This window comes from Synechococcus sp. R55.2, assembly GCF_047462075.1.
Lineage (GTDB): Bacteria > Cyanobacteriota > Cyanobacteriia > Thermostichales > Thermostichaceae > Thermostichus.
On the sequence record NZ_JANSIH010000234.1, the window covers coordinates 1 to 25,890 of the forward strand.

At 59.0% G+C, this 25,890-nt stretch carries 26 protein-coding genes and 1 pseudogene; 8 read left to right on the forward strand and 19 right to left on the reverse strand.

All coding sequences use genetic code 11. The features are described from left to right. Nucleotides 1–199: 199 nt before the first annotated feature. From NW838_RS07940 to ebsA, 6 genes are all read right to left on the reverse strand, one after another. On the reverse strand, nt 200–739 hold the full coding sequence (locus NW838_RS07940; protein ID WP_414331790.1) for a hypothetical protein: 540 nt from the start codon (nt 737–739) through the stop codon (nt 200–202). A 53-nt stretch (nt 740–792) separates the two neighbouring features. Then, complete coding sequence (locus NW838_RS07945; protein WP_414357077.1) at nt 793–3,132, reverse strand: DNA polymerase III subunit gamma/tau; 2,340 nt, start codon at nt 3,130–3,132, stop codon at nt 793–795. Between the two features lie 122 nt (nt 3,133–3,254). Beyond that, nucleotides 3,255–3,752 (reverse strand): hypothetical protein, encoded by a 498-nt coding sequence (locus NW838_RS07950; protein WP_414357071.1) that lies wholly within the window; start codon nt 3,750–3,752, stop codon nt 3,255–3,257. Between the two features lie 56 nt (nt 3,753–3,808). After that, nucleotides 3,809–4,525 carry a dephospho-CoA kinase gene (gene coaE / locus NW838_RS07955; protein WP_414357070.1) on the reverse strand — a complete coding sequence of 239 codons (717 nt, stop codon included), beginning with the start codon at nt 4,523–4,525 and terminating at the stop codon, nt 3,809–3,811. 74 nt (nt 4,526–4,599) lie between these two features. Further along, the gene (cimA, locus tag NW838_RS07960; protein WP_414357069.1) at nt 4,600–6,294 is read right to left on the reverse strand and encodes a citramalate synthase; all 1,695 of its coding nucleotides are present in this window, start codon (nt 6,292–6,294) and stop codon (nt 4,600–4,602) included. After that, entirely contained in the window at nt 6,284–6,655 is a 372-nt protein-coding gene (gene ebsA, locus NW838_RS07965; RefSeq protein ID WP_011432932.1) for a type IV pilus biogenesis protein EbsA, read from the reverse strand. The genes cimA and ebsA overlap by 11 nt, the downstream gene beginning before the upstream one ends. 467 nt (nt 6,656–7,122) lie before the next feature. On the opposite strand from ebsA, the gene larE reads away from it, so the two are divergent. The 3 genes from larE to NW838_RS07980 all read left to right on the forward strand — a co-directional run bounded on the left by larE (nt 7,123) and on the right by NW838_RS07980 (nt 10,491). Next, on the forward strand, nt 7,123–8,043 hold the full coding sequence (larE, locus tag NW838_RS07970) for an ATP-dependent sacrificial sulfur transferase LarE (RefSeq protein ID WP_414427822.1): 921 nt from the start codon (nt 7,123–7,125) through the stop codon (nt 8,041–8,043). Nucleotides 8,044–8,095: 52 nt separating this feature from the next. Further along, the gene (locus NW838_RS07975; RefSeq protein WP_414427823.1) at nt 8,096–9,928 is read left to right on the forward strand and encodes a DUF3769 domain-containing protein; all 1,833 of its coding nucleotides are present in this window, start codon (nt 8,096–8,098) and stop codon (nt 9,926–9,928) included. Between the two features lie 281 nt (nt 9,929–10,209). Further along, on the forward strand, nt 10,210–10,491 hold the full coding sequence (locus NW838_RS07980; protein WP_414331305.1) for a DUF1830 domain-containing protein: 282 nt from the start codon (nt 10,210–10,212) through the stop codon (nt 10,489–10,491). A gap of 24 nt (nt 10,492–10,515) precedes the next feature. Here NW838_RS07980 and NW838_RS07985 read toward each other — a convergent pair whose 3' ends face one another. The 6 genes from NW838_RS07985 to NW838_RS08010 form a co-directional block, all read right to left on the reverse strand. After that, nucleotides 10,516–10,905 (reverse strand): hypothetical protein, encoded by a 390-nt coding sequence (locus tag NW838_RS07985; protein ID WP_414427824.1) that lies wholly within the window; start codon nt 10,903–10,905, stop codon nt 10,516–10,518. Nucleotides 10,906–10,936: 31 nt separating this feature from the next. Further along, on the reverse strand, nt 10,937–11,662 hold the full coding sequence (locus NW838_RS07990) for a hypothetical protein (RefSeq protein ID WP_414357063.1): 726 nt from the start codon (nt 11,660–11,662) through the stop codon (nt 10,937–10,939). A gap of 41 nt (nt 11,663–11,703) precedes the next feature. Continuing rightward, nucleotides 11,704–12,249: a DUF3110 domain-containing protein gene (locus NW838_RS07995; protein WP_414357062.1), complete on the reverse strand. Its 546-nt coding sequence runs from the start codon at nt 12,247–12,249 to the stop codon at nt 11,704–11,706. 114 nt (nt 12,250–12,363) lie between these two features. Continuing rightward, nucleotides 12,364–12,591, reverse strand: coding sequence for a hypothetical protein (locus NW838_RS08000; RefSeq protein ID WP_414427825.1), 228 nt, complete (start codon nt 12,589–12,591; stop codon nt 12,364–12,366). 247 nt (nt 12,592–12,838) lie between these two features. After that, nucleotides 12,839–13,183 (reverse strand): ArsR/SmtB family transcription factor, encoded by a 345-nt coding sequence (locus tag NW838_RS08005; RefSeq protein ID WP_414427828.1) that lies wholly within the window; start codon nt 13,181–13,183, stop codon nt 12,839–12,841. Between the two features lie 251 nt (nt 13,184–13,434). Further along, nucleotides 13,435–14,352, reverse strand: a complete 918-nt coding sequence (locus tag NW838_RS08010; RefSeq protein ID WP_414357059.1) for a LysR substrate-binding domain-containing protein — start codon at nt 14,350–14,352, stop codon at nt 13,435–13,437. A 130-nt stretch (nt 14,353–14,482) separates the two neighbouring features. On the opposite strand from NW838_RS08010, the gene NW838_RS08015 reads away from it, so the two are divergent. Continuing rightward, a complete protein-coding gene (locus tag NW838_RS08015; RefSeq protein WP_414357058.1) occupies nt 14,483–15,241 on the forward strand; it encodes a sulfite exporter TauE/SafE family protein in 759 nt (252 codons plus the stop codon). A 133-nt stretch (nt 15,242–15,374) separates the two neighbouring features. On the opposite strand, the gene NW838_RS08020 is transcribed toward NW838_RS08015, so the two are convergent. Next, nucleotides 15,375–16,634 carry a metallophosphoesterase family protein gene (locus tag NW838_RS08020; RefSeq protein WP_414357057.1) on the reverse strand — a complete coding sequence of 420 codons (1,260 nt, stop codon included), beginning with the start codon at nt 16,632–16,634 and terminating at the stop codon, nt 15,375–15,377. Between the two features lie 153 nt (nt 16,635–16,787). Between NW838_RS08020 and NW838_RS08025 the strand changes: the two genes are divergently transcribed. Next, nucleotides 16,788–17,222 (forward strand): Fur family transcriptional regulator, encoded by a 435-nt coding sequence (locus NW838_RS08025; RefSeq protein ID WP_414331897.1) that lies wholly within the window; start codon nt 16,788–16,790, stop codon nt 17,220–17,222. A gap of 47 nt (nt 17,223–17,269) precedes the next feature. On the opposite strand, the gene NW838_RS08030 is transcribed toward NW838_RS08025, so the two are convergent. The 3 genes from NW838_RS08030 to NW838_RS08040 form a co-directional block, all read right to left on the reverse strand. Beyond that, nucleotides 17,270–19,375, reverse strand: a complete 2,106-nt coding sequence (locus NW838_RS08030) for a thioredoxin domain-containing protein (protein ID WP_414427826.1) — start codon at nt 19,373–19,375, stop codon at nt 17,270–17,272. A gap of 96 nt (nt 19,376–19,471) precedes the next feature. Continuing rightward, nucleotides 19,472–19,987: a GNAT family N-acetyltransferase gene (locus NW838_RS08035; protein WP_414357053.1), complete on the reverse strand. Its 516-nt coding sequence runs from the start codon at nt 19,985–19,987 to the stop codon at nt 19,472–19,474. 77 nt (nt 19,988–20,064) lie between these two features. Beyond that, a complete protein-coding gene (locus NW838_RS08040; protein WP_414357051.1) occupies nt 20,065–20,532 on the reverse strand; it encodes an SRPBCC family protein in 468 nt (155 codons plus the stop codon). Between the two features lie 294 nt (nt 20,533–20,826). Here NW838_RS08040 and NW838_RS08045 point away from each other — a divergent pair, with 294 nt between their 5' ends. After that, nucleotides 20,827–21,603: a DUF502 domain-containing protein gene (locus tag NW838_RS08045; RefSeq protein ID WP_238376947.1), complete on the forward strand. Its 777-nt coding sequence runs from the start codon at nt 20,827–20,829 to the stop codon at nt 21,601–21,603. Here NW838_RS08045 and NW838_RS08050 read toward each other — a convergent pair. From NW838_RS08050 to aroA, 3 genes and pseudogenes are all read right to left on the reverse strand, one after another. Then, complete coding sequence (locus NW838_RS08050) at nt 21,600–21,950, reverse strand: TIGR03792 family protein (protein WP_414427827.1); 351 nt, start codon at nt 21,948–21,950, stop codon at nt 21,600–21,602. The two genes, NW838_RS08045 and NW838_RS08050, sit on opposite strands and share 4 nt — an antisense overlap. Before the next feature lie 122 nt (nt 21,951–22,072). Next, nucleotides 22,073–22,469: pseudogene (locus NW838_RS08055) on the reverse strand (IS630 transposase-related protein); the annotation flags it as partial. A 98-nt stretch (nt 22,470–22,567) separates the two neighbouring features. Next, nucleotides 22,568–23,902 (reverse strand): 3-phosphoshikimate 1-carboxyvinyltransferase, encoded by a 1,335-nt coding sequence (gene aroA / locus NW838_RS08060; protein ID WP_414427829.1) that lies wholly within the window; start codon nt 23,900–23,902, stop codon nt 22,568–22,570. A 234-nt stretch (nt 23,903–24,136) separates the two neighbouring features. Here aroA and rsmH point away from each other — a divergent pair, with 234 nt between their 5' ends. Further along, nucleotides 24,137–25,048, forward strand: a complete 912-nt coding sequence (gene rsmH / locus NW838_RS08065; RefSeq protein WP_414357048.1) for a 16S rRNA (cytosine(1402)-N(4))-methyltransferase RsmH — start codon at nt 24,137–24,139, stop codon at nt 25,046–25,048. Between the two features lie 175 nt (nt 25,049–25,223). Then, nucleotides 25,224–25,748, forward strand: a complete 525-nt coding sequence (locus tag NW838_RS08070) for a hypothetical protein (RefSeq protein ID WP_414357046.1) — start codon at nt 25,224–25,226, stop codon at nt 25,746–25,748. Nucleotides 25,749–25,890: the final 142 nt, after the last annotated feature.

Genomic DNA, 25,890 nt, shown 5'->3' on the forward strand with positions numbered 1-25,890 from the left:
TATCGCTGCATAGTTGAACAGTGATGTTCAGCAGTGTTCAGCGTAAATGTATCAGCTCATTTCCAACCTGCTCCAAATTTCCATCCTGCTGCTCCGCAACGCTTGCGCAGAAGGGCGTGGGCGGGATCTGGACTGCAACCGCCCGCTGGAGCTGGGATCCCTGTCGGGATGGCTAGACCCGGAACCGTCTGTGGTTGCGCTAGGTTCCCACCGGACTTGCCCAGACCCAGATGGCGACCATCCCATCCCAGAGCAACAGAAGCAGAGCAAAACATCCTAGGAGCCCGTACATCCAAGGCTGAACGTAGGGGCGCAGCCCGCCAATCTCCAGTTGAGCGTGCCGTCGAATCTCAGCCAACAGCTGCTTGAACCTGGTCACCCGCATCGGCAAAAGTACGCGATCCCCCCCTCGGCTGACCAAGTAATACACCATACCACCCTGGCTGGTGGAGCGGGGCTCAATGCGCTCGATATCGGCCCACCGGATCTGCCACTCCTGCCGCACAAAAGGCGGCACCCAACTGGGGTAGGTGGCCTGCATGCCCTCTTCGTCCAACTGAATCTGCTGGCTCAGGGATCCCAGGACTACCCCCCATCCCAGCAGCAGAGCAATCCAAAGGGATCCCAGCTCAAGAGGTGTTGCCTGTTGCCGAGCCAGCAGGATGGGTAGGGGCAGAACCAGTCCCCAGTACAGAGCCTGCACAGCGCAGCGAATTAAGGGAGAGATGGGGAAGGTCATCGTCGGCAAGATGAGGCTGGCTTTATCAAACTTAAGATAGCGCTAGATAGCGCTTAAAAAGGCACCTCCTCCTCCAAGGACTCCGTCCCGCTGAGGCGAACGGCAAGCTGAGAAGACTGCTCACGCCGGTAGGACGGATTCCTTACTGCATTGGGAAAGTCTACGGGATGAGGACTCCGCCCCGCTGACGCGGACGGCTCTGCTCCTGTTGGCGAGCCGTAGGTCTCACCGGAGAGCAGGTCAGGGGATCCCTCGGCTTCTATAGCCTCTATTGAGGAGAGCTCTTCCGTGGATCCCGTCACGTCAGACCCCAACACCCCTTCCAAATCCACCAAGCTGCCGTTGAAGTGGTCGGCAAAACGGCGGGCAATCTCCGCCAGCTCCTGGGTTAGCTCGAAGGACTGCCCACCGTGCAGGGTGTCGCGGCGCTCTGCACGACTTGGAGAATCGGTCGCGACAGCGGTGCGGAGCACTTTGTTCGCACCGGCAGGAAAAAGTCCTTGGGTTGCCAAGCCGGCCACCTTGGGGCCACCCATAGGATTGTCCCGCTCAGGTTCTGGCGAAGGTGGGCTGGAGTCAGGAGGGGAATGTTGCTGTCGCTGGGCAAGGCCGTGGCTCTGCGGTTCTGCTCTGGGCTCCCTTGAGGAAGCACGACTGTTGGTGCTATCGCTCTGCAACCCCGGCGTGGTGACAGGATCCGGGGCCACGGGGGCGGGGGGCAGGTCTGTTTCTCGGCTGAGCAGTGCCGAGGACTCCGCACCGCTGACGCGAATGGAAACATGCGGCCCGCTGGAGCGCTGCACAATCAAGTTGAGCTGCACAGGGCGCTGCAGCAGGTTGTGGAGCACCGACCGCAGTTCGGCTTCTTTGCTGCGCACTTTTTCCACCAGACCCTTGCTGGGAAAGGCGAGGGTAATTGCTTCAGGAGTCTCTTGGTGCAGGTGGCCGGATCCCATCAGAGCCTTGGTGAGGGGAGAGAGGCGCTTGAGGAACTCGTCCCAGTGGGGGCGCAGCAGCTTGACTGTGGCGGCGTCCCTTGCCGGTTCTCTGGGCTGCTCCGAGGACTCCGTCCGAGTAGCGCGATCTGCCTTCTGGCTCGACGCAACAGCAGGGGAGGCTGAAGGCCCAACAGTTAATTCATCTATCTCACCAACAGTTGATGGGCTTGATGGGCTGATGGTCGCAGCAGGGGCCGGAGGGGCTGTCCCGTCCGGGGGAGTTCTCTGGGGTGCAGGAGATAGGTCAAGGGCTGGGAAAGGACTCCGTTCCGCTGAATCCTCAGCCACCATGCTTGGGCGCAGCTGGCCCAGCAGATCCACTAGGGCAATTTCCAACCACAGTTGGGGCTGTCCGCTTTGACGAATTTGCGGCTCACACTGGCGCAGATGGCTCTGGGCTGCCAGCAGTATCTCCACCGAGTAGCGAGGGGCCCGTTGCTGCAGGGCTGCCCAGGTGGAGTCCGTTACAGCCACCAACTCCCGTTGCTGGGGGGCTGTCTTGACCAGCAGCAGATCCCGGTAAAGGGCCACCAAGTTCTGCAACAGGGCTAAGGGCTCTTTGCCCCGCTCCAACAATTGCCGAGTTTGGCTGAGCACCGCCTGCACATCCTGAGCCAGCAGCGCATCCATCAGAGCCAAAAGCTGCTGTTCCGGGATCCCTCCCACCAAGTCCCAAACGGCTTCAGGGGTGATGGATCCTTCCAAGAGGCTGAGCTGATCCAGCAGGCGTTCGGCGTCCCTCAGGCCCCCTTGGGAAAGTTGGGCCACCAGTTGCAGCGCCTCCGGCGTGATAGGGATCCCTTCTTGGGCGGCGATCTTGCCCAGGTGGGCCACCATGTCGTCGAGGGGGATGCGGCGGAAGTCAAACCGCTGACAGCGGGAAACAATGGTGGGCAAAACCCGCTGCGGGTCAGTGGTGGCCAGGACAAATACCACGCGGGGGGGCGGCTCTTCAAGAGTTTTCAGCAAGGCGTTGAAGGCCGCATTGCTGAGCATGTGGCACTCGTCGATGACATAGACTTTGTAGCGGCTGTTCACCGGGGCAAACTGGGCCCGCTCGATCAGCTCGCGGATGTTGTCTACGCCGGTGTTGCTGGCCGCGTCAATCTCGAGAACATCCAGGGAGGCTCCCGCAGTGATGGCGCGGCATTGGCTGCACGCCTGGCAGGGATCCGGCGTCGGCCCCTGTTCACAATTCAAGGACTTGGCCAAGATGCGGGCGCTGGAGGTTTTTCCCGTGCCCCTCGGCCCGCAGAACAAATAGGCAGGCGCCACCCGCCCCAGCCGGATGGCATTGGCCAGCGTTTGCACCACCGCTCCTTGGCCGACCACATCGGCAAAGCGCTGCGGGCGGTATTTTAAATGCAGGGGTTCATAGTTGCCAGCGGTGGCCATTTCCGGGATCTCCAAGCAAGCAGCGCCCCAACCGGAACCGCGCAAGAGCTCTGCTCTGCTGACGCGATCCCACCGGGGCTCTCCTATTCTGGCTTCTCGATGGCGGGATCCCTCTTTGCCCATCAAGAGTGGGGCTGGGCGGGCAGAGCTTTTGTGCTCCCCTCTGCTAACGTGACCGGCGGCGGGCCAGGGGACTTGGGATCCCGGCGACGCAGAGAGGGAAGCTGGGGCAGTTGCACTCTCCAGCCGGGCGAGTCAAGCTGATCCATGTGCTGCACGCGGTAGCTGAGCTGGTACAACTCCTTCCTAAGCTGGCGATTCTCGGCCTGGATGGCGGCGATGCGCTCGCGAATGGGCTGAAGGCGGGCCTGCAGCTTGCGCCGGTAGAGCTCCGGCAACTCCTGGATCATCTGCTCCAGCAACTGCTTCTCTTGGTAAAGCTGCTCAATCTCCGCCTCATAGCTGCGAATTTGCCGGTGTTGCTTTTCTTGGCGCAGCTCCAGAAGGTCTATCTGGCCCTGCAAGATGCGATTGCGCTCTCGCAAAAGCTGGATTTCCTGCTCCCGCGCAGCCAGAGCTTGGGCAAACTCCGTCTTGCCGATGCAACCTGCTTCCTGCATCGTTTCTCCCTCAACCCATCCGTACATGGATACCAAGGGATCCGTCCCACCAGACCCTACCCGTCACTGTATCCGGCCCGCGGGGGTGAGGCAAATGGCCTCTGGCCCGCCGACGCCAAAGCTTGCTTCACCTGGGCTTCCAGCTCAGCCAGGGATCCGGAGTTGTCCAGCACCACATCGGCACGGCGCACTTTTTCCGCCAAAGGCCACTGGCTGGCGATGCGAGCTTCGATTTCTGCCGGTGTAAGAAGATCCCGGCGGGCAAGGCGTTGCCGCTGCTGCTCTGGGGTGCAAGTCACCACCCAAATCTCGCTGGCCCAATTTTCCATGTGGGCTTCAAACAGCAACGGGATCATCAGACAAACGGTTTGAGATCCCTGGGCAGAGGAAAACCCTGGCCCGCTGTTCTTTTGGGAACCAGGCCCTTCCTCAAGCAACACGCCATGCGCCTCAGAGCTCTGCTCCGCTAACCCGAACAGAAAATCTTGCAGTTGAGCTCTAACGAAAGGGTGGATTTGGGCCTCTAGCCAAGCCCGCTCGGCAGCATCGGCAAACACGATCTGGCCCAACCGCCGGCGATCCAGATCTCCAGAGGGCGTTTGGATGGCCTTTCCATAGCGTTCCAGTACCCGCTCGCGAATGGGGGATCCCACCGCCAAGGCCTGGCGGGCCATTTGATCTGCATCGGCTACCGGGATCCCGTGCTGCTCCAAGATGCGGGCCACCGTGGATTTACCCGTGCCCACTCCGCCTGTCAGGCCGATGATTCGCATAGCTGTCGTGGTTACGGTTTAGCTTGCTGGGGTAGAGGGGCGCTGCCAGGGTAAAGCCAGTTGAAGGTTTTTCTTCAAGGGGAGGCCGTTTTTGCAGCCAGCGGAGAAGAACGGTGCTCTGCCGCAGCCGGCAAAGGAGAGCTGGGCGGCAGCAGGCTATACTCAAAGCCCTCCACCAAAGCCCGACAGGAGGCCTCGATGATGTTGGTGGAAACCCCCACCGTTGTCCAACGGCGGTGACCGTCGCTAAACTCCACCAGCACGCGCGTTTTGGCCGAGGTGCCGGCTCGCCCATCCAAAATGCGCACCTTGTAATCAGACAGGTGAATCGCCTCCAGTTGGGGATAGAACTCCAGCAGCGCCTTGCGCAACGCCCCATCCAGAGCGGCCACCGGCCCATTGCCTTCCGCCGCCGTCACCCGAGTTTGCCCCTGCACCGCTATCTTCACCGCCGCCAAAGATTGCACATCCGTTGCTTCGCCACTGGGATCCCAGTCTTTGCTGTTCCAATCGGAGCGGGTGGTGGTCGTCACGTTGAAGCTGAGCACCTCAAAAGGATGGGAGCGTTGTCCCAGCAAGCCCCGCACCAACAGCTCAAAGCTGGCCTCAGCAGCCTCAAACTGATAGCCCTGCAGCTCCAGGGTTTTCAGCCGCTCCAAAATCAAGCGCACCTGCGGATCCGACTTCTCCAGCCGGATCCCGAATCCGGCCATTTTGTGGAGAATGTTGCTCAGCCCCGCCTGTTCTGAGACCACAATGCGGCGACAGTTGCCCACTTGCTCGGGGGCGATGTGCTCGTAGGTGAGAGGGTTTTTCTGAACGGCGCTGACGTGGATCCCACCCTTGTGGGCAAAGGCCGATAGGCCCACAAACGGCGCATGGTCATCCGGGGCCAAATTGACCACCTCGCTGATGGAGCGGGAGATCTCCGTCAGGTGCTTCAGCTTCTCTTGCGGCAGACAGCGATAGCCCAGCTTCAGTTGCAAGTTGGGGATGACACTGCACAGGTCGGCATTGCCGCAGCGTTCCCCATAGCCGTTGATGGTGCCCTGCACCATGCGCGCCCCTGCCTGCACCGCCGCCAGGGCATTGGCCACAGCAGTGCCGGAGTCGTTGTGGGTGTGGATCCCTAGGGGCAAGTGCTGCAGGTGATGGGATTCTGCCAAGACAGCTGCCGTGATCGCCGCAATCTCGTGGGGCAGGGATCCGCCGTTGGTATCGCAGAGAACCAGCCACTCCGCCCCCGCCGCCGCCGCTGCCGCTAGGGTTTGCAGGGCATAGTCGGGGTTGTGGCGGTAGGCGTCGAACCAGTGCTCGGCATCGTAGATGACCCGCCGCCCCTGGGATCGCAGATAGGCAATGGTGTCGCGGATCATGGCCAGGTTTTCCTGCAGCGTGGTGCCCAGGCCCTCGGTGACGTGGAGATCCCAAGACTTGCCGAAGACGGTTATATAGCGGGTGCCCGCCGCCAAAATGGCCTGCAGCATGGGATCGTCTGCCGCCCGCCGCCCCGGCTTGCGGGTAGAACAAAAAGCCACCAGCTCGGCTTGCTCTAGGGGCTCTTCCCGCATCTGCCAGAAAAACTGCACATCCTTGGGATTGGCTCCTGGCCAGCCCCCTTCAATAAACGGGATCCCCAGACGATCCAGCAGCTTGGCAATCTGTAACTTGTCTTGCACCGACAGCGATAGACCCTCTCGCTGGGCCCCATCCCGCAGTGTGGTGTCGTAGAGAGTGATGGTGGCTGAGCAACCCAGATCAATCTTCATATCGCATCAGTTTCTTGTAAAAGGCGGTGGAGAAATCCGGCTGTTGTCCGCGCTGCACCAAAGAGACGACATCAATCAGATAATCCACAAACTCGTAGTTGGCGATGGAGAGCTGATAGGTGAGATCTGCATCCTGAGCAAAGATGACCTGAACCACCGTCAGATCCGAAGGCAACGGGGACATGTGCCAACTGGCCAAGAAGCGGACAGGCCCCTCTCCCTCGATGGCCCTCTGCCCTTCCAGGCTGGCTTTTTTGTAGAGGCCCACCGCGAGGGCTAGGTACTGTCGGCGGGCAACGGCGTAATAGGGCTGATAAACGGCCACTTCTGGCGGGCTGGCGGGTTCAAGTTGCAAAGCCATAGTGCGCTAGGAGAGGGGTACCGCTTTTTCTAAGTTTCATGAAGTTCTGCAAGATAGGTGGGATCCCTATAACCAAGTAGATATCTCTGCATTGGCTGTAGCAAGTGTCGCCGGAAAAAGCTGTGAGGTCAATTGTGGCAGAGAACCCAGAAAAAATTATAAGGGGCCACTGCAACCCATTTCATTCAGCGTATCGCGAAGCGGTGCGGTTCCCGGTAGGGTGCCGGAGGCATAGCACCATCGCGACAGCGGGTGAGCGGACTACGGATAGATTGCCCAATTGTCTACTTTTCCTTGAGGGATCCCGCATCCCATGCTGGGGAGAAGCGTTGGAAAGTCGGGGATCTCTAGGAAAGAATAGAAAAGGAGGGATCCCTGCCCCTGATAGCAACCGGCTTTTCTCCTGCCGGCGGTGGCGAGACGGTGCCCTTGCTTGGTTCTCCAAACGTTTGGCATCTCCTGGCTTCATGAACACAACCCAAGACCCAACCGCTTCTCGTCTCGACCCTCTCCCCCCCGGAGAGGGAGGAATAGCGGCCAACCCCCTGCTGGAGTGGGATCCCGTCCTGCAGCGCAAGTTCCAGCAGCTTGTCCAGATCTTCGCCGAGATGGAGCGGGTCTTGGTGGCCTACTCGGGGGGAGTTGATAGCAGCTTGGTGGCCAAGTTGGCCTGGGATCAGTTGGGGGAGCGGGCCCTGGCCGTCACCGCTGCTTCTCCTTCGCTGCTGCCGGAAGATTTGGAGGAGGCAATTCAGCAGGCTCGGCAAATCGGGATCCGCCATCAGATCGTCGAAACCCACGAGCTGGAGGATCCGAGCTACGCCGCCAACCCCGTTAACCGGTGTTACTTCTGCAAAAGCCACTTGCACGATACCTTGCGCCTGTTGGCCCAAGCCCAGGGATATAACCATGTGGTGGATGGTCTCAATGCCGACGATCTGGCCGATTACCGACCGGGGACACAGGCAGCTCGGGAGCGCGGCGTGCGTTCCCCTTTGGCGGAGGTGGGGATGAGCAAGCTGGAGGTGCGGCAATTGTCTCGCCACCTGGGGCTGTCTTGGTGGGATAAACCGGCCCAACCCTGCCTCAGCTCTCGCTTTCCCTACGGGGAGGCAATCACCCCTGAGAAGCTGCGTCGGGTGGGAGCGGCGGAGCGCTACTTGCGCAGCTTGGGTTGGCGGCAGGTCAGGGTGCGCTCGGAGAAGGACACCGCCCGCATCGAACTTCCTCCGGATCAGATCGTGGAGTTTGTGCAGAAAACCAATCTGGAAGCGCTGGTCAAGGCCCTGCAATCCTTCGGCTATCTCTATGTCAGTCTCGATTTGGAGGGCTACCGCAGCGGCAAGCTCAACCGAGTCCTCAACCTTTCCCAGTTGGCCACAAGCTAGCGGGCTGGGGAAGCCGTAGGGGATCTGTGTTGAAGTTTTGCGCCGGGTGATTATGAGAGGGTTGCGGTTGCTCTGGCTCTGCTTGGGGGTGCTGGGGTTGGCAGTTGCCGGCCCTACTGCGGCTCAGGTGGAGTCCCAGAAGAAGGGGGGCGCTCAGCCCATGGATACGACTGACCTCAGCGCCGTTGCCGACCGAACGTTACGGCTGCGTTCTGACCGGCAAACCTTCGATCAACGGGCGGAAGTCTTCCAAGCAGAAGGCAATGTGGAGATGCGGCTGGGCCGCTCTGTGTTGCGGGCGGATCGCCTGCGCATTGAACTGCGACAGCGGCGGGCTGTGGCCGAGGGCAATGTTTCTATTCAACTGGATCGGCAGCGCATTCAGGGATCCCGGCTGGAGTACGACTTTGAGCAAGAGCGGGGATTTTTGGAAGAGGCCTTCGGGCAGGTGGATATTGGCCAGTTGCAGGCCAGTGGATCCCCGGCAGCCGCTTTGGCGCCAGAGCGGTTGGTGCGCTTTCGTGCCGTTCGCATTCGCTTCGATGCCAACACCTGGGAAGGAGAACAGGTGCGGCTGACCAACGACCCGCTGGATCCGCCGGAGTTGGAGATTCGCAGCCCACGGGTGACCTCCACTCTTCAGGCAGATGGTTCCAGCCTGCTGATTGCCGAGGCGGGGCAATTGGTTTTCGACCAGGTCTTGTTTCTGCCCCTGCCCATTCGGCTGCGCTTCGACTCATTAAACCGTCAGCCTCCGGTCAGCATCTTCTACGACGATTTCGACCGAGAAGAATTGCGACGGGGCCTGATCCTGCAACCCAACTTCGAGCTGCTGCGGGATCCCAATGTGAGCTTGGTGCTCTCCCCGCAACTGTATCCGCAGCGCCTTTGGGGCAGTGAGCAGGGCCTTTTGGATGGGATCGGGCTGCGGGCCGATTTGCGTTGGCGGCAACCGGAGGCGAATGCCCAAACCTCCCTGTTTGCCGAGCTGCGGGGGATCGTCTTCCAGGAGTTTGCTCAGCGCTTGCGAGCCCAGGTCGAACACCGCATCACCACCGGCGATGGCGGAGAAGTCGCCTACACCTACGCCTATCGGGAACGCTTCTTCAGCGGTCGCCTGGGGTTTCAAATTGTGGAAAACCGCCTCGGTGCCAGCTACCGCTCCCCCACCCTGCGCCTAGGGAATACCGGCTTGGATCTCAGCTACCGCATAGCCGTCGACTACATTGATGCCTTGGGGCAGCCGGATGAAATCGACACGGATCCGGAGTTGGCCTTAGCCAACACCACCGACCGCATTCAGCTCTCCCGCCTGCAACTGGGGGCAACCTTGAATCGCTCCTTTCCCCTCTGGAGCCCTCCCAAGACGGCGGCGGATCCCCCACCCCGCTTTTCCGCTCTGCCTATTGAGCAAGGGATCTGGCTCAACACCGGCGTGAGCAGCAGCCAGTCTTTTTACTCCAATGGCCGGGCCCAGAGCTATACCGCCGGCAGCATTGGTATCGATGCGGTGATCGGGGCTTTCGTGGCCGATACCTTCGACTACACCAACCTGAGGGTGACCTACTCCAACGGTTTTCTGGCCGGAGCCTCGCCGTTTTTGTTCGACCGCATCACCACGCGGGAACAGCTCGTCTTGGGCTTTTTGCAACAACTGTACGGCCCGCTGCGGGTAGGGGCAGAGACAACGGTAGATTTGCAGTCGGGCCAGCAGGTGGATGTCGTCTATCGCCTGGGCTACGACCGCCGCACCTATGGCTTTAGCCTGCAGTACAATCCGGTGCGCCAGTCGGGGGCTCTGGAGCTGCGGGTGGAGGGCCTGAACTGGGATCCCGGCCAATCCTCGCCGCAGCCGACGACGGGATCGAGGATCCAAGAGCCCTGATCCCCAAACTCCAAGGGAACGGAAAAATGTAATCCTGACTACTACTCTGTGGAGATTTTCTATGAGAAATTGTCCCATATTGGGGAAAAATCCTAATTCAAATCTTCCTCGAATTGCAGAACCCTCTTGGAAATCGAAACAGTAAGGTAAAATACAGAAGTTATTTTTTCCAGGATTGATTTCTGCCAGTTGGGATCGCCGTATCGCAGACTACCGCAGTGATCCCCAGGCGGTGTTAGGGTAGATGATAGGCTGAGCAAAGTGGGCTGGTGATCTGAACAATGCAAACACTCGATGCAATCCCCGATAAAAAACGAGCAGAGCGAATAACCTGTAGCTACATCAATGCGACCAGCTCTATTCAGGTGGTTCGCATCACGAATATCGAAAACTGGTACTTTGAGCGGGTGGTCTTTCCAGGCCAGCGGCTGCTGTTTGAGGCGGTGCCCGGAGCCAAACTGGAGATTCACACGGGTATGATGGCCAGCTCTATTCTGGCGGATACCATCCCCTGTGAAAAGCTGCGCGTTCGAGAAACGGAGCCGGTGACTGCGGGCGCCTAGATCTCCAGAGGCCAGGGGTGCGGACTAGGTTTCGCGGCCTTGCTGCTTTCTCTCTTCTCTATCCGAACTGGGGGAAGGCTGAGGTGAGGGGCTGGCCGAGCGGCGGGGCTTGGGAGGTAGGGGGATCTCCAGGAAACGGGCGCTCAATCTCACCAGGCTGGTCTCTTGGGGCGGCCAAGGGATCCCCAACCAACGGGCCGTGATCTCCAGCAAGCTGGGGGGTGGTGTCGGGGTAGGAGTTGGTGTTGGTGATGGGGTGGGATAGAGATCCAGGCGCGGTGGCCGTGGGGTGCTAACCCGAAAAGCATCGGGGGGCGGTTGGGTCAGAGGTACATTCGGATCCCCGCATCCCAGCAAGCCCAGTCCGCCGGCAAGCAACAGGCCGTACAATTTTCGAGTGCCTCTACTGCCCATGAGTACGCTGCTGGACACCTCCAACAGGGTATCATCGAGAGCCCAAGGTTCTGAGCTGAGCTTGTAGATCTGCCTCCAGGCCGGACAGCTCACGAGCCAGGGTTGCGTAGCGGTTGCCAGTCAAGTTTTTGGCGGTAAATTGCTCCAACAGTTGCTGATCCCGGGCAACCATTTGGTTGAGATACTGAGCCACAGAGGCTTGTGGATCCTCGACTAAAGCTCGGCACACCTGTAGGGCCATCACCAGTTGGGCCCGCACTTGTAAAAACAGCGATTGGATGTACTTTTGCTCAGCCTCACTGAGTTGCCGAAAATCTCGCCAATGCTGCCCCCCCTGCAGCGATTGCCGAAGCTCGTTGACCCAGTGGTTGTAGTCTTTTACCTTGCGGGCCAGATCGGTGGCAAACTTCATCATCTCAGGGGTGCTGTTGAGCAGGTGGGCCTCCTGCCAACGCTGGCGGATGCGATGCAGGCTTTTTCCCAAGCGCAAGTTGGCTCTCAGGATCCCCAACAGGAGCAGCAGTAGGATCCCGGCAGCCGCGGTATAGGACACCCAAGAGCCGGGATCCCGCATCCCCAAGAAGATGACCAAGGCTATTGCCACCCAACCAAAGGCCAGCATGCCCCAGAAGCGTAGCCGCTGTTGCTGCAAACGCAGGTACTCTGCCCGCAGATCAAAGGCCTCGCAGCAAGCGTCCAGATCGGCGGCCATGAGCTGGCGAAACTCGTCCGCGGAGATCGGTTCCACATTCATCATCGAGGGCACCCTTAACGCAAGTGGATCGAGGCCGAACGGCATCAAGACCTGCCCTGCCAATCACGGGCAGCTTCCGTACTTTCTTGTAGAGGCTCCAGGGTTTCGCTGGCCGGAACCACCATCAACCCATATCCTCCCCCGCGACAAAAATCGACGATCTCCTGCGTGTCAAACCGTTCTGCCACGGGCTTGGGCAGCCCCTGTTGAGCCAGCCTCTGCGCATATTTTCTTGCCGCAAACGAGCTCTCAAAAGCAATGACAATATCTTGACCCCCAACCTGGCGCGTACAGATCCCCTCTTGTCCATTGGCTTGGTAGAGCAGCACGATCACCTGAGGGGGCAAGTCTTCTGGGCTAACCCAAGACAACCCCTTCTCAGCCTGGGATCCCCCGCTGAGCAATACATCCCGCGCCTCATTCAGCCGCGCCAGTTGCGCCTCTAGCAAGGGTCTTTGTCGCTCGTCCTCCAGTTCTGCGAGAGCAGTACTGAGGGTTTGGTATTCCTGAAACAGTCGCCCCCGGATCTGCCGCTCGGTTGCGTCCGGCGGAAGGTTGAGAATCTCAAGGGCTTCGGTGGTGTTCATCATGGGCTCTGATTTTATTCAAAATCATTGCCTAGACTAGCTGTTCTGAGAGTCCCTGGAGAGAAGTTCTGCGATGATCGTGGCTGCCCGTTTTCTCGGCCAGACGAGAGGGTGGGCTCACCAAATGCGGCGATGATTACTTCCATCTTTTGGCTGCTCGGCAGGGGAATCGGCTTTGGGTTGGTCGGATAAAGAGGGAAGGGGGAAGCCCAACTCAAAAGCCTCTCGTGCCAGCAAAGCCAGCAGAGATGGATTCAACTGGGCGCGTTTCACCCGCTCCTTGAGGCGATTCCACAGGTGTGCTCGGTGGATGCGTTCCAACTCTTCTCGCTGTTCACGTATCATGTTGTTCCCACCTCTCTTGTATCAATCCTAACTAAGCAACAGGGGAGCTGGTGTCAGGGAACTTTGATGGATTTTAGGAGATGGGATCCTCATTTTCTCCGAGTTGACCCGCCGGGATCCCTGGGGTTGCCAGCAGGGAACACCATTCACATCTGTAATTTCTTGTGTTGCAGCAAGCCCGTCTTCGGAATGTACAAGGGCGGGATCCGACAGTTTTTCTAGGGACATTTTGGGATCCCTGCGCGCCTTAGAGGTCTTCCACACAGGGAACTGCGGCCTTGACAGGGCCAGCTTGCCCCAATCTATCCAAAAAATGCTGCAGGAGCTGAAAACCGGGTGGGTTGAGGCTGTAGTAAATCCAGCGGCCCTGCTGGCGAGCATTGACCAATTTCGCATCCCGCAGGGTTTTTAGGTGAAACGAGAGCTTGGATTGGCTCACCTTCAGCTCCTCGCAGAGATCACAAACGCACAACTCACGCCCCTGCAGCAGTTGCAGCACACGCAGGCGAATCGGGTCGGAGAGAGCGTGGAACCCCGCCCGCACCTGCTCATCCATCCAATCCCCTTCTACCTCGACCAGCAACGAAACCATCATTCAACCAGGGTAGCAGGAGTTTTGCGCTCCAGTTGTCGATCAGTTGGACGGCAGGGAAAAGGCGCAACAGTCAACCGGCTCAGCGACGGTAGGTCAACCGCGCTTGAAGATAACACTGCCAACATTCCGTTGCCAACTTTGTGTTCTCTTTAACGTTTCTTGTTGCTGCCTTCACAAGCTCTCTACAGTTTCGCTGGAATCAATCACCGGCATCCGTTATGCAAGAGACACGGCTGCAGCGGCTATAGTTAGTGTTGCTGGAAAAAGCTGCTTTGAATCATCTGTTGAAAAGCCTGGGCTGCGCGCGAAGTGTGGCGTTGGCGGTGCTTAAGCAGCAGGAAGGGACGCTGCAGAGCATCCGATCCATCAGCTAGGGGCACTGCCTTCAAATCTCCCAAGCGGACTTCGTTGCGGATCATCAATTCCGAGATGGCGCCGGCTGCGGATCCCTGGCTGACTAGGGCTTTGATCATTTCGCCACTTTGCAGCCGCAAGATCACCGATAACTGCTCGATCGAAATCCCCCAACGGGCCAAGGCTGCTTCAAAATGCTGCTGGGTGCCGGATCCGGCTTCTCTCATGATCCAGTCGGTTTCTACCAGCTCCGGGATCCTTATTTCTGATCTGGGGTACCAAGGATGTTCCCTGCCGACGATGATGCAAAGTCGATCCCAGTCAAGGATGTGCTGCTCCAGGTGAGGCAGATCCTCCGGTCGGATGGCACCCTCCACCAAGCCTAAGTCGAAATCACCCCGCAATAAGCCTTCAGCAATAGCTTCGGTGTTGGCCAAGGTGCAATGGATTTGAATGCCTGGGTAGCGCTGCTTGTAGAGGCTGAGGCGGTAGGGTAGCCAGTAGTTGCCGATGGTGAGGCTGGAGCCGAGGTGGAGATCTCCCATCTGCAAGTTGTTCAGCTCTTTCAGGCCCTGTTCTGTCTGTTCCACTCGCCGGAGAATCTCTTGGGCCTGTCCTTTCAGCCAACGTCCGGCTTCTGTCAACTCTACCCGACGGCCAATTCGGTGAAACAAGGGGATCCCGTAGCTCCGCTCTAGCGCCTGAATGGCAGCGCTGACAGCCGGCTGGGTGATGTGGAGGGCAGCGGCAGCTCGAGTGAAATGCAGGTGCTCGGCCACCGCCAAAAAAATACGCAATTGCTCTAAGGTCATCTTCTCATCAGGGATCCGAAAGGCCACGACTGAAGCATAACTAGAGTCTATTTTTTTTAGAGCTAAAAACATTTGATTTTATGATTTGTCTCTTTTACTGTCAGAGCAGAGCTTTGTCGTGGAGATCCAGATGAGTTGGTGGGTGACGCTTTTGGTAGGGTGTGGCATTGGCTTTTGCGCGGGGCTGTTTGGGTTGGGTGGTAGTTCGTTGGGCACGCCATTGCTGCGCTTGTTGGGCATGCCTGCTGCCTTGGCTTTGGCCAGTCCCCTGCCCCTCACCTTGTTCAGCGCTTTGGGAGGGGTGGTCACCTTTCAAAAACGGGGGATGATCCACTGGCGAGTGGTGGGCCACACAGTGTTTTGGGGGATCCCGGCGGTGGCTCTTGGAGCATGGACGACGAAGTTCCTGCCGGGCATGGCGCTAATGCTGCTGACGGCAATGTTTATTTTGGGGATCGGGCTCTACGGCCTAAACGGTTTACGAGGTTTTCTTCCCGGCGAGGGGGAAAAGGAATTGCACCTGGAGCGGATCCCGGTGGGTTCTGTCCTGTTGGGCTTCTTCAATGGGTTGTTGGCCAATGGCGGTGGACTGGTGTTGGTACCCTTTTATCAACTGGTGGTGGGGCTGGATCTGCGGGGCGCTCTGGCCAGTTCTCTGGCTTCGGTGGCGCTGTTGGCTGTTCCGGCCATTCTGGTGCACAGCAGCCTGGGGCATATCGCCTGGGATATCACCTTCTGGCTGGCGCTGGGAGTGTTCCCCTGTACGGTGCTGGGTGGCAGGTTGGCGTTGCGACTTTCCACGCCCCTGTTGACCCGTTTGTACGGGGGGTTTCTGGTAGCAATGGCTCTCTACTTCGGTATCCGGGAGATCTCGCAGTCGTCGGTATAAACCACGCGGATCGCGGTCGATCCCCTCATCCAGCAGCCGTGGTGACGGCAGAAGTAGAACCCTCGCGAGAGCATCTGCAAACGGCCTATCAATCTTTTGCTGAAATGGAACGTTCTTGAACGAGATGGAAACGCTAATCCCGACACAGGGATCCAATACGAGCTTGGCAGGTGGCGATTTCTTCAGGGGTGAGGTTGTCCCAATTGACGTCGCGGCGCAGCACCAAGCCATTGTGCCCGGTGATGAAGCGGGGCAGCTCTGCTTGGTCGATCACGCTCAGATCCCGCATGTGATAAGTGGTGTAATAGGTAACATCTGGGGTCTCGAAATCCACGTCAATAAGAGTGAGGGTCTTGCGTGGGGGCAGAGGGCTGCCCAGGAGAGGACGAGGGCCGGAGCCGAGAATGCCGCAATGAAGCAGTTGCAGTTGCCCTTTGTGGCCGGGGTAGTAGCCGTGATGGTGGCCGCTGATGTAGGTGTGGACGCGGTACTTCTCCAGCAGGGCTCGCTTGGCATCGGCATCCAGCAATACTTCTCCCGGATCGTCGCGCCCAACGGTAATGGCATAGAGGGGTAGGTGGCCGATGACGATGCGCAACTTGGCCTTCTGAGCCCGTTCGCTGGCCAGAGCCGCTTCCGCCCAAGCCATTTGTTCCGGTGGGATGTAGTTGCAGGTGGCATCCCAGGCTAGGTAAAACACATCGTCTTTTTCAAAGGTGTAGTAGAAGGGAAAGTCCCCCCGATCCACAAAGTTCAAACCTGGGTCGTGGGCCGGATCGTTCCAAAACTCGCGGGCCAGATCCCGTTCTTTTTGAAAGAGAAAGCCGCCCCGCGTGGTGCGGGCACAGGAAGCATCGTGATTGCCCAAGGTAAAGCCGTAGGGAAGTTTGGCCGCACGGATTGGGCCAGCCACATGCCGGTCGAAGGCTGCCCACATGGCGCGAATGCGCTCCTCCGACAGGCGGGGATCCTGACCGGCCACCATATCTCCTCCTCCCAAAACAATATCCGGCTGAAGATAGGGGATGAGGCCGATGCCCCGATCCACCTCTGGGTCGTATTCCACCGAGCCGTAGATGCCGTTCATGTCACTGATGACCAAGAGGCGCAGATCTCGGCGGGGGGGGATGTAGAGGCCATGGGGGGCATCTGGATGGGGGACGACGGTGGGGGTGGGCTGGGGGGTAGGAGAGGGGAGAGCGGCTCTAGGGGATCCCATCCCTGGGGCTAGATGAGAGGGCTGCTGCCGACTGGCCCAATAGGCTCCTGCCAATCCACTGCTGCTGGCCAACCCCAACAAACCCAGAATTACCTTGCGCCGCTGCATGATCTTTGCCCCCAACACTCCAGCGGTATTGTAGAAAATCAAAAGGCTGATGTTGGGCTCTTCCATCTGCGCACGGCCTGGACTCGGCTCGAAGATGGCTATGCGCGGCAGCTCTTGTAGAGTTCGGGGTGTTTTTTGAACAACTGTTGACGCACAAATGCTACCTTGGTAGAGATGAGCAACTACCTATCTCAGACTCGGTATGACTTGAGGTTTTCCATGCCTCGCCCTTTGGATTCTTTGGAAGCTGCTTTGGAGCGGTGCCGGGAGTGCAATCTGCGTTTGAGCCGACAGCGCCGTTACATCCTGGAACTGTTGTGGCAGTGTGGCGAGCACCTCTCCGCCCGCGAGATTTACGATCGCCTCAATCAACAGGGCAAACCGATCGGCCACACGTCCGTTTATCAAAACCTGGAAGCTTTGGCCAGCCACAACATTGTCGAGTGCTTGGATCGTGCCGATGGGCGCCGCTACGGCAACCGCACCCATCCCCACAGCCACGTGAACTGTCTGGATAGCAACCGCATTTTGGATGTGGATGTGGAGCTGCCGCCTGAACTGCTGGCCCAGGTGGAGCAACAAACGGGCACCCGCATCCAGAGCTACCGCATCGAGTTTTTCGGGGTGGAAAAGCCTGCGGAGCCCCAGCAGTAACCTTGGCAAAGGGATCCCTGCTGCCCTGAGCAAAAGTTGGGCAAAGGTCAGTAAGCCCGGTTTTGGCCTTTGGTGATTTGGGACTGGATTTGCTCGAGAGAACTGGCAGGGGCCAGGCATTTGTTGCCCCAGCACACCAGCCCTAAAGCTCCTTCCGGCAGAGGTTCGGTCTCGGTGGGGAGAGCAAAGACGGTGGTGGGCCAAGATCGTTGCTGAAAGGCGGGCATAGCATCGGCCTCCAGGGTAACTTTCACCCAATTGCTGTACCAATCCAGCCCGACAAAAAGGCTGGGGCAGGTGCGCGGCTGGGTGCTCATGGTGTGGGCAAAGGTTTTCAGGGCCTGTTCTGCTCGTTCCAGGTAGTCCAGATCTCCGGTGAGGGCGGCCAGGCGCACCAGGTTGGCAATGGCCACCCCATTGGCTGCAGGGGTAGCGTTGTCTTGAAACTCCTTCTCTCGCACCAACAGTTCAGAGGCGCTCTGGGCATCGCTGACAAAGTATCCTCCTCTAACCGGATCCCACAGTTGCGTATCCATCTCCTGCTGGAGCTGGAGGGCAGCCTGTAACCAGTCTTGAGGGGTGGGATCCCCCACCAGGGGCAGGCAGGCTTGCTGCAAGTCCAACAGGGCCTTGATCAGCAGGGCGTAATCTTCTGACTTGGCGGGCACCTGCGCTGTGCCATCGTAGTTCAAGCGCAACAGGGATCCGGTCTCGGGGTGGCGTTGCCGGCTGAGGATGAATTGGGCTGCCCGCAGAGCGAATTGCAGATAGTCTGCGTTGCCGAACACTTGATAGGCCCGCGCCAGGCCGGAAATCATCAAGGCGTTCCAAGAGACGATCATCTTGGTGTCGGTGACGGGTGGGATCCGCCCCGGCCAGGATTGCAGACGGGCCGACTGGGCATCCACTGCCGGAGGGAAGGGAACTCGTCGCTCCGCAGAGCCATAGCGTGCCTGAAAAAGATGGGTGGTCAAGGCGGTTTCAACTTCTGGCGGCAACGTCCCCCCCTGTTTGCGCTGCAAGACGATGCAGCCGGGCCGATCAGGGAAATTGCCCCCCGGAGACAGGTCAAACGCCTGCTGCAAGGCGCGGAAGGTTTCTTCCCCCAAGAGATCCTGCAGCTCCTGCCAGCGCCAGACGTAGAACTCTCCCTCTTCCGGCTCCCGATCCTCTGCTCGGGCAAAGCTGTCGGCATCTTGAGCGGCGTAGAAGTATCCGGCAGGGGCGGTCATCTCCCGCGCCACCCACTCCACCGTCAGCCGCACCGCCCGCTCAATGGCCGGATCTTGGATCCCATGGGCCCAGAGATCGGAGAGAAACTCCAGGATCTGCCCGTTGTCGTAGAGCATCTTTTCAAAGTGGGGCACCGTCCAGGTGGGATCCACAGTGTAGCGGTGAAAGCCGCCGGCCACATGGTCAAAGATCCCTCCCAACACCAAGGCCATGCCCCGCTCTTTGGCCCGTTCCAGAGCGCTCATGGAGCCGGGGATCCCTTCCGGTGGGTCGAAGCGGGCTGAGCGCAACACCAACTGGGCGTAGGGCATCATGGGAAATTGCTGCACCGCCCCGGCATTGGCGAGCAAAGGCTGGATCTTAGGGATCCCAGAGCGCAGCAGGTCGGCGGGAATGTGGTCTTCCGGCACTAAGTCGCTGAGGGTGGTCAGAGCCGTCAAAATCTGGCCTTTCATCTCCTCTATTTTTTCCTTTTCCTGCCGGTAAAACTGCAGGATGCGCTGCAGCAAGGCCAGAAACCCCGGGCGGCCAAAGCGGGGCTCTACAGGAAAATAGGTGCCAGCATAAAAGGGCACCAGGTCATCGGGCGTGAGGAAAACATTGAGGGGCCACCCCCCCTGCCCGCTCATAAGCTGCAACGCCTGCATGTAGATGCTGTCGAGATCGGGCCGCTCCTCGCGATCCACCTTGATGGGCAAAAAATGGGCATTGAGGAAAGCGGCGATCTCCGGGTTGGAAAAAGCCTCGCCCTCCATGACCGTACACCAGTGGCAACTGGAATAGCCGATGGACAGAAAAATCGGCCTATCCTCGGCCCGCGCTTTCTCCAGAGCCTCGGGGATCCAAGGCCACCAATCCACCGGGTTCTCGGCGTGCTTGCGCAAGTAAAGGCTGGAACTTGTGGCGAGGCGATTGGCCATAGGTACACCCTCTCACCTTTTTTTGCTTTTCAGGCTAGCGCGTTCTCCTGCCGAGGCCGAACCAACCCACTGTTGTTCGAGATACACTCACCTGCCTCATTTCCCTGGGATCCCCTGCTCCTGCTCGGCAGCCGGGATCAAAAACTCCAGAGGGCGCCCGTGCAAGACCAAGGTGGTGCTGGGGTTTTCCACAAAGCCGATCCGCTCGTAAAAGCCGCGCTGATGGGTTGTGAACAGGTAGATGCGCTCCACCGACTGCAGGTGGGGATGGCTGATCAGGGTTTCCACCAACTTGCGCCCAATGCCCTGACGTCGGTAGTCGTGATCGACCACGATATCCCAGAGGACGGCCCGGTAAACCCCATCGGAAGTGGCGCGGCCAAAGCCAATCAGGCGTTCCCCATCCCACACGCTGACCACCGGATGGCTGTGGGCAACGGCCCGCTCCATCTCCTCCCGCCGGCGATTCTGCGCCCAAAAGGCGTTGCGGTTCAACAGCAGGAGAAGCTGATCCAGATCCAGCTCGCCCCGCTCCAGAGAGAAGCGAATGTTGCGGTTGTCCACCGGCTGACGAGAGAGGGCAATGACAGGCTCAGGAGAGGGATCGGGCATGAAGAAGACCTTTGCAGCAGTGAGGGTTGGCAAGGAAGGGGGAGTTCAGCAAAACACTTGGGCCTGACAAACTGAGGCTAGCTGGCCGAGGCACTTTCGGCGGTTGGCCCCGCATGCTCTAGGGCATAGGCTTTGAAGCGCTCCAGATCCGCCTGGATGGTGCTCTCCACCACTTTGCCCACAAACAGGCCATCCAAGATTTTGCCGAGGATCCCCGGGATCTTGTAGGCAACCGACAGCTTAACAATGGTACTGCCTTTGCGGTCGTAAAAGCGCAGCGCGCCCCGGTTGGGCAGTCCTTCCACCGAACTCCAGCCGATGTGTTGGTGTTTCACCACCGTGTGGGTGCGGGAGATCCAACTGAAGGTGAGGCCGCGGGTATCCAGTGTCCACCGGGACAGCTCCTGATCCAGCAATTCCACCGAGCGGATCCACTTCATCCAACGGGGCATGAGGGTGAGGTTGGCCCACAAATCCCATACCTGCTCAATGGGAACAGGCACCTCCACCTGACAGGTATGCTCTAGCCAATCTGACTCTGACATAGGGCCTCCCACGCAACACCCAGCAGAAACACAAACCATCCAGGGGCTTGGCCACAACGCCTCGGGACGGGATCCCTGCCTTTACAAAATTTTATATCGACCTAAGATAGCATTATCGGCCTCGTGAAAGTTTGGGGCTCTGCGCTTTTTGGCAGCCCGGTTTCTTTTTCGAGCAAGTTGCGGCTGCCCCCCATGAGGGCAATGCAGAAGGCAGGTATCATGATTGCCATCTGCAAGCTCCACTTGCAAAGGTTCGGTGCATCCACTCGGTTGACTTGACGGAACGACCTCACCATGGTTTCACAATGGAAACAGCATCTGAAGAACTACTTCGTGGCGGGGTTGCTGGTGGTGATCCCTCTGGCAACTACCATTTGGCTGACGGTGGAGGTGGCCACCTGGAGCATTGGCTTTCTGACCAGCATTCCGAAGCAGTTCAATCCCATCCAGGGTTTGCACCCGATCTTGATCAACCTCATCGATCTGGCGGTGGGCCTGTTGACGCCGATTGTGCTCATCCTGCTGATCGGCTTTATGGCCCGCAACATTGTCGGCCAGTGGCTGCTCAATCTCAGCGAACAGTTGCTCCATGCGATTCCGGTGGCGGGGCTGGTGTACAAGACCTTGAAGCAATTGGTCAGTGTTTTGTTTGCCCCCAACAATCAGCGCTTTCGGCGGGTGGTGCTGGTGGAATATCCCCGACCAGGAGCTTGGGCGCTGGCCTTTGTGACGGGCACCATTCAAACTCCCATTCGGCCCGATGGGCCGCAGCGCTCCCTTGGCCTGTTTGTGCCCACCACCCCCAATCCAACGACGGGCTGGTACGCCATTGTGCCGGAAGACCAGGTGGTGGAAGTGTTCATGCCGGTGGAAGATGCTTTTAAGATGCTCATTTCCGGCGGCATTGTCACCCCTGAGAGTTTTGAAGCGGGGCTGCAGCGGCGAGAAGGAGCTTTGGCCGTGACCATGCCCAGTTTGCGGGAGCTGGTGGAGCAGGAGCGGGTGGCAGGATCCCCCAGGGCTGACTCGGTGGGCTCTGAGGTAGGTTTTGAGACTGAAGGGATCCCTTAATCCTGCTTTCCGGGCTCTGGAGAACGGCCGGGCTGCCAGAGCCGGTATTCTTTGGCCTGTTCCAAGCGCACATAAAAAGGCCGCATTTGCCGATCCAATGCCTCCACTTGCTCGGAGGGAAAGGCCTTCCAGTCAGCGCGGCTGGCCCAGCGGAGGATGAGGTGGACAAGTTCGGGATCCTCTTGATCCAGCCAAACTTCTTTGCCCAGAAAACCCGGATGCCGGCGCAGGGCGGATCCCCAAACCCGCTCGTCTTGCTCAAGAAAGGCTGCTTGCCCACCGGGAGGAACCCGGAAGCAGAGATGTTCGATGGCGATAGGGCCGGGCGGGCTGGGATGGGTTGACACAAGAACAAGGGCGACAAAGTTAGAGATGGGGATGTGGTCAATTCAAATAGCAACAAGACACTGGCCAGTGCAACAGCTCTGTTCGCGAAAGCGGGCCGTAGGTCTTATCCCTTCACCAACGGAACCAGGCTCTCACTCCCGTACTTCTGAACCCATCCCCTCAAGACCCTGGAGTGCTGAATTCTCTCTTCTCGATCCCGCTCTCGATACCCTAACTCTTTTTTTTCGTGTTATTTGCAGCTTCCTGAGAGCATAGTAAATAGCACTGGGTTGGACGCCGAACCTCTGGGCTCTCTCCTTCAGTCGAGCTTCTGGGTACTGGTCCACATCTTGCTGCAGGGCGGCCAAGTCTATCTTGCGTTTCCGGGTCTTGACTTTTGTCGGCCTAAGATCCTCTCGATTCAGCCAGCGATAAACCGTTGCGCGACTGACTTTGTAAATCTGTGCGGCTGTGGTGGGGCTGCCCCCTTCCTGGACATACCCTACGACTCTTTCTCTCAGGTCTAAGCTGTAGCCCATGGAGCTTTCTCCTGAGTCTGCCTTCATGCCATCTTACTTTAATACCGTCTCATCATCAACTGAATTGACCATAGATCTTCGCTCCCCACAAGATCCTCTCAAGACTCGAGGGAAGAAGCTGTCAATCGTTGCAGGGTGGGAATGAAGTCGGGGTAGGAGATGCGGGCACAGTCGGCTCCTCTGAGGAGGGTGGATCCCTGCGCTCCCAGGGCTGCCACCATCAGACTCATGGCGATGCGGTGATCCTCGTGGCTGTCGACCTCGGCCCCATGAAGGGGGATCCCTCCTTTGATTTCCAGGCCATCGGGATATTCGGCGACCTGGGCTCCCATGCGGCTCAGCTCTTGGGCTATGGCAGCCAGACGGTCGCTTTCTTTGACCCGCAGCTCTGCGGCATCGCGAATCACGGTGATCCCCTCGGCAAAGGCAGCCGCCACCGCCAAAACCGGGATCTCGTCGATCAAGGTGGGGATGAGATCGCCGGCGATGGTGCAGCCGCGCAAGCGGGCCGAACGCACCCGCAGATCTCCCAGGGGCTCACCGGCCATTTCCCGGAGGTTCTCAATTTGGATGTCAGCCCCCATCTCCTGCAACACCCGTAGTGCACCGGTACGGGTGGGGTTGAGGCCCACATCCCGGAGCAGCAATTCGCTCTCGGGCACAATGGAGGCGGCCACCAGCCAAAAGGCTGCCGAGCTGATATCTCCCGGCACCTGAACTTTTTGGCCCACCAGGCGGGATCCGCCCACCACGGCCACGGTTTTCGCCTCTGGATCCACGTGAATGTCGGCTCCGAAGGCCCGCAACATCCGTTCCGAGTGATCCCGAGAGAGAGCCGGCTCGGTGACTTGGGTGGTGCCTTCTGCCAGCAGGCCCGCCAGCAAGAGGCAGGATTTCACCTGCGCCGAAGCCACCGGGGAGCGATGGTGAATGCCCTTCAGGGATCCCCCTTGCACGGCCAAGGGTGCCAAGGTTCCACCGGCCCGTCCCCAAATGCTGGCCCCCATCTGCCGCAGTGGTTCTACCACCCGTCCCATGGGCCGCGAGCGCAGGGATCGATCCCCGGTGACGGCAAAAAAGCGCCCGGCATGGCCCGCCAGGATCCCCAGCATCAGGCGCAAGGTGGTGCCGGAGTTACCTGCATCCAACACGTCTGCCGGTTCTTGCAGCTGGCCCAGGCCAACTCCCCGAATGCGAACACACTCGCTGTTGAGCTCCGAAATATCTGCCCCCAGCGCCCGAAAACAGGCTGCCGTACTGCGGGGATCCTCTCCCAGCAACAGCCCTTGGATGGTGGTTTCTCCTTCGGCCAGGGATCCCAGCATCAGGGCGCGGTGGGAAATGGATTTGTCGCCGGGGATGCTCACTTGGCCGCGCAGGCCCTTGGCCGGCGAGAGAGTGAGGATATCGGTAGAAGAAGAGTGAGTCAACACAGCAACCCTGACGGCAGACTTGGCAAAAGCGGGAGCAGTCTCATCATACTCAGAGCGGGACTCGCGCCCCAGAGATTTTGCCGGGGATCCCAAGACAGCCTGTCTTTTGACGGCCACCCCTCTTTTCTCAGAGGATCACCTTAACAACATGGATTCCTCGGTCGGGGCCTGGCCTCGGCCTTTTTTTTGCAGATACTGAACTTTGTAGCAGCAGAAATAGAACCCCCGCAGACCGTGCTTGGCAAGGTGTATCAACACGATTCCGTTTTGACCGAGGAGGTGATGGCCTACCTGCAACCCCAGGGGGGCGGTATTTTTTTGGATGTGACGTTGGGAGGGGGTGGGCACAGCTTGGCGCTGCTGCGGGGGGGAGCTGCCCGAGTGGTGGGGTTGGATCGGGATCCGGCGGCTCTGCAGGCGGCGCAAGCGCGTTTTGCAGCAGAAGGGATCCCCGGCAGCCGCATCCAACTGTGGCACCTCAATTTTGCCGATTTCGATCTGCAGCAGCACGGCTTTCGGGATGAGCAGGGGCAGGGGATCCCCTTCGATGGCATCGTGGCCGACTTGGGGGTGAGTTCGCCGCAACTGGACTGTCCTGAGCGGGGATTTAGCTTTCGCGGGGAGGGGCCGCTGGACATGCGCATGGATCCCAGTACAGCTCAGGAGACTGCCGCCGATTGGGTTAATCATCGCCCGGTCGAAGAGTTGATCGAGATTTTCACCCGTTACGGCGAAGAGCGATTTGCCCGCCGCATTGCCCATCACATCGAGCAGGCTCGTCCCCTCGCCACAACTACCCAGTTGGCCCAGGTGGTTTGGCAGGCGGTACCTCCGGCAGCTCGGCGAGGCCGCATCCACCCGGCCACCCGCGTCTTTCAGGCGTTGCGCATTGCCGTGAACCGAGAACTGGAGGCTTTAGAAACCTTGCTGGCCCAAGCCCCCACTTGGTTGAAACCCGGCGGCAGGTTGGCCGTAATCAGCTTCCATAGCCTTGAAGATCGCCTGGTGAAATGGGCCTTTCGCAGGGATCCCCGTTGGCAGGTGCTCACCCCCAAGCCCTTGTCCCCTTCCGAACTGGAACGGCAACGCAATCCACGGGCCCGCTCTGCCAAACTGCGAGTGGCTGCCCGCAGCAGTCAGATGTAGCACCAGTCAGTTCTCCCAATCTCAAGAGATCGGCTACTGTGAAGCGGACGGCTAGCCCGCCGAGACCAGGAATCGGGAGAAGGGGGTTGCTATTGGGGGATGCGGGGAACTAGGGTGAAGCGGAACCGGCAGTCCTGCACCGTCGGATCCCTTGGTGTGTGTGAGGTTAAGCCCTATGGTTAGCCAGCCTTTGAACGCAGGTCTTGATCGTCCCAAAAGCCCTCGTCGCCACAGACAGCCTTCTGCTCTGAGCCGACCCCTCTCCGGTACAGTTCAGGCCAGCCGCACCCAACCTTTGAATTTGAAGTTGAAATCAGCCCATCCTCGCAGCCAGCATCTTGCTTGGGCAGAACACCTAGCCTGGTGGAAGCAAATCTCCACAGGGATGGCTATCCTCTCCGGCGTTTCAGTGTTGAGCCTTTACAGTTGGACTGTGCATACCCAAAGCCGGTGGAGCCAGCGTTACCAGGTGTGGCAGCAGATGCAGCGCAACGAACGACAGTTTCTGCTGACTCAAGAATCCATTGCCAATTCTCTGCGGGAAATCGCCGACCGCTCCGAAATGGTGCCGCTGGTACCGGATCGGATGATCGAGGTGCCGATTGCCTCTCCCAGCCAAGTTGAGCCGGATCCAGCCCACCAGGCAACGGCTTTGCCAGAAATCGAAAAAGCCCCTCTTTTCTATCCGGTTGGGTACTAATTCATACGGATCCCGCCCATGACGGCTAGGCCAGCGTCCCCATCTTGCTTTCCCAAAAGCTGTGGGTCTTGTGAAGTCTCAGCGTATCTGATACATTTACGCTGAACACTGCTGAACATCACTGTTCAACTATGCAGCGATA

Bases quoted from the DNA above. Each gene is read 5' to 3' on its own strand.
- NW838_RS08040 (WP_414357051.1), bottom strand. From the start codon at position 20,532: ATGTCAGAGTCAGATTGGCTAGAGCATACCTGTCAGGTGGAGGTGCCT.
- NW838_RS07945 (WP_414357077.1), bottom strand. From the start codon at position 3,132: ATGGCCACCGCTGGCAACTATGAACCCCTGCATTTAAAATACCGCCCG.
- NW838_RS07990 (WP_414357063.1), bottom strand. From the start codon at position 11,662: ATGATGAATGTGGAACCGATCTCCGCGGACGAGTTTCGCCAGCTCATG.
- NW838_RS07940 (WP_414331790.1), bottom strand. From the start codon at position 739: ATGACCTTCCCCATCTCTCCCTTAATTCGCTGCGCTGTGCAGGCTCTG.
- ebsA (WP_011432932.1), bottom strand. From the start codon at position 6,655: ATGGCTTTGCAACTTGAACCCGCCAGCCCGCCAGAAGTGGCCGTTTAT.
- NW838_RS08005 (WP_414427828.1), bottom strand. From the start codon at position 13,183: ATGGTTTCGTTGCTGGTCGAGGTAGAAGGGGATTGGATGGATGAGCAG.
- NW838_RS08030 (WP_414427826.1), bottom strand. From the start codon at position 19,375: ATGGCCAATCGCCTCGCCACAAGTTCCAGCCTTTACTTGCGCAAGCAC.
- NW838_RS07975 (WP_414427823.1), top strand. From the start codon at position 8,096: ATGAGAGGGTTGCGGTTGCTCTGGCTCTGCTTGGGGGTGCTGGGGTTG.
- coaE (WP_414357070.1), bottom strand. From the start codon at position 4,525: ATGCGAATCATCGGCCTGACAGGCGGAGTGGGCACGGGTAAATCCACG.
- NW838_RS08015 (WP_414357058.1), top strand. From the start codon at position 14,483: ATGAGTTGGTGGGTGACGCTTTTGGTAGGGTGTGGCATTGGCTTTTGC.
- NW838_RS08025 (WP_414331897.1), top strand. From the start codon at position 16,788: ATGCCTCGCCCTTTGGATTCTTTGGAAGCTGCTTTGGAGCGGTGCCGG.
- NW838_RS07950 (WP_414357071.1), bottom strand. From the start codon at position 3,752: ATGCAGGAAGCAGGTTGCATCGGCAAGACGGAGTTTGCCCAAGCTCTG.
- NW838_RS07985 (WP_414427824.1), bottom strand. From the start codon at position 10,905: ATGGGCAGTAGAGGCACTCGAAAATTGTACGGCCTGTTGCTTGCCGGC.
- cimA (WP_414357069.1), bottom strand. From the start codon at position 6,294: ATGAAGATTGATCTGGGTTGCTCAGCCACCATCACTCTCTACGACACC.
- larE (WP_414427822.1), top strand. From the start codon at position 7,123: ATGAACACAACCCAAGACCCAACCGCTTCTCGTCTCGACCCTCTCCCC.
- NW838_RS08020 (WP_414357057.1), bottom strand. From the start codon at position 16,634: ATGGAAGAGCCCAACATCAGCCTTTTGATTTTCTACAATACCGCTGGA.
- NW838_RS08035 (WP_414357053.1), bottom strand. From the start codon at position 19,987: ATGCCCGATCCCTCTCCTGAGCCTGTCATTGCCCTCTCTCGTCAGCCG.
- NW838_RS07980 (WP_414331305.1), top strand. From the start codon at position 10,210: ATGCAAACACTCGATGCAATCCCCGATAAAAAACGAGCAGAGCGAATA.
- NW838_RS08045 (WP_238376947.1), top strand. From the start codon at position 20,827: ATGGTTTCACAATGGAAACAGCATCTGAAGAACTACTTCGTGGCGGGG.
- NW838_RS08070 (WP_414357046.1), top strand. From the start codon at position 25,224: ATGGTTAGCCAGCCTTTGAACGCAGGTCTTGATCGTCCCAAAAGCCCT.
- NW838_RS07995 (WP_414357062.1), bottom strand. From the start codon at position 12,249: ATGATGAACACCACCGAAGCCCTTGAGATTCTCAACCTTCCGCCGGAC.
- NW838_RS08000 (WP_414427825.1), bottom strand. From the start codon at position 12,591: ATGATACGTGAACAGCGAGAAGAGTTGGAACGCATCCACCGAGCACAC.
- NW838_RS08010 (WP_414357059.1), bottom strand. From the start codon at position 14,352: ATGACCTTAGAGCAATTGCGTATTTTTTTGGCGGTGGCCGAGCACCTG.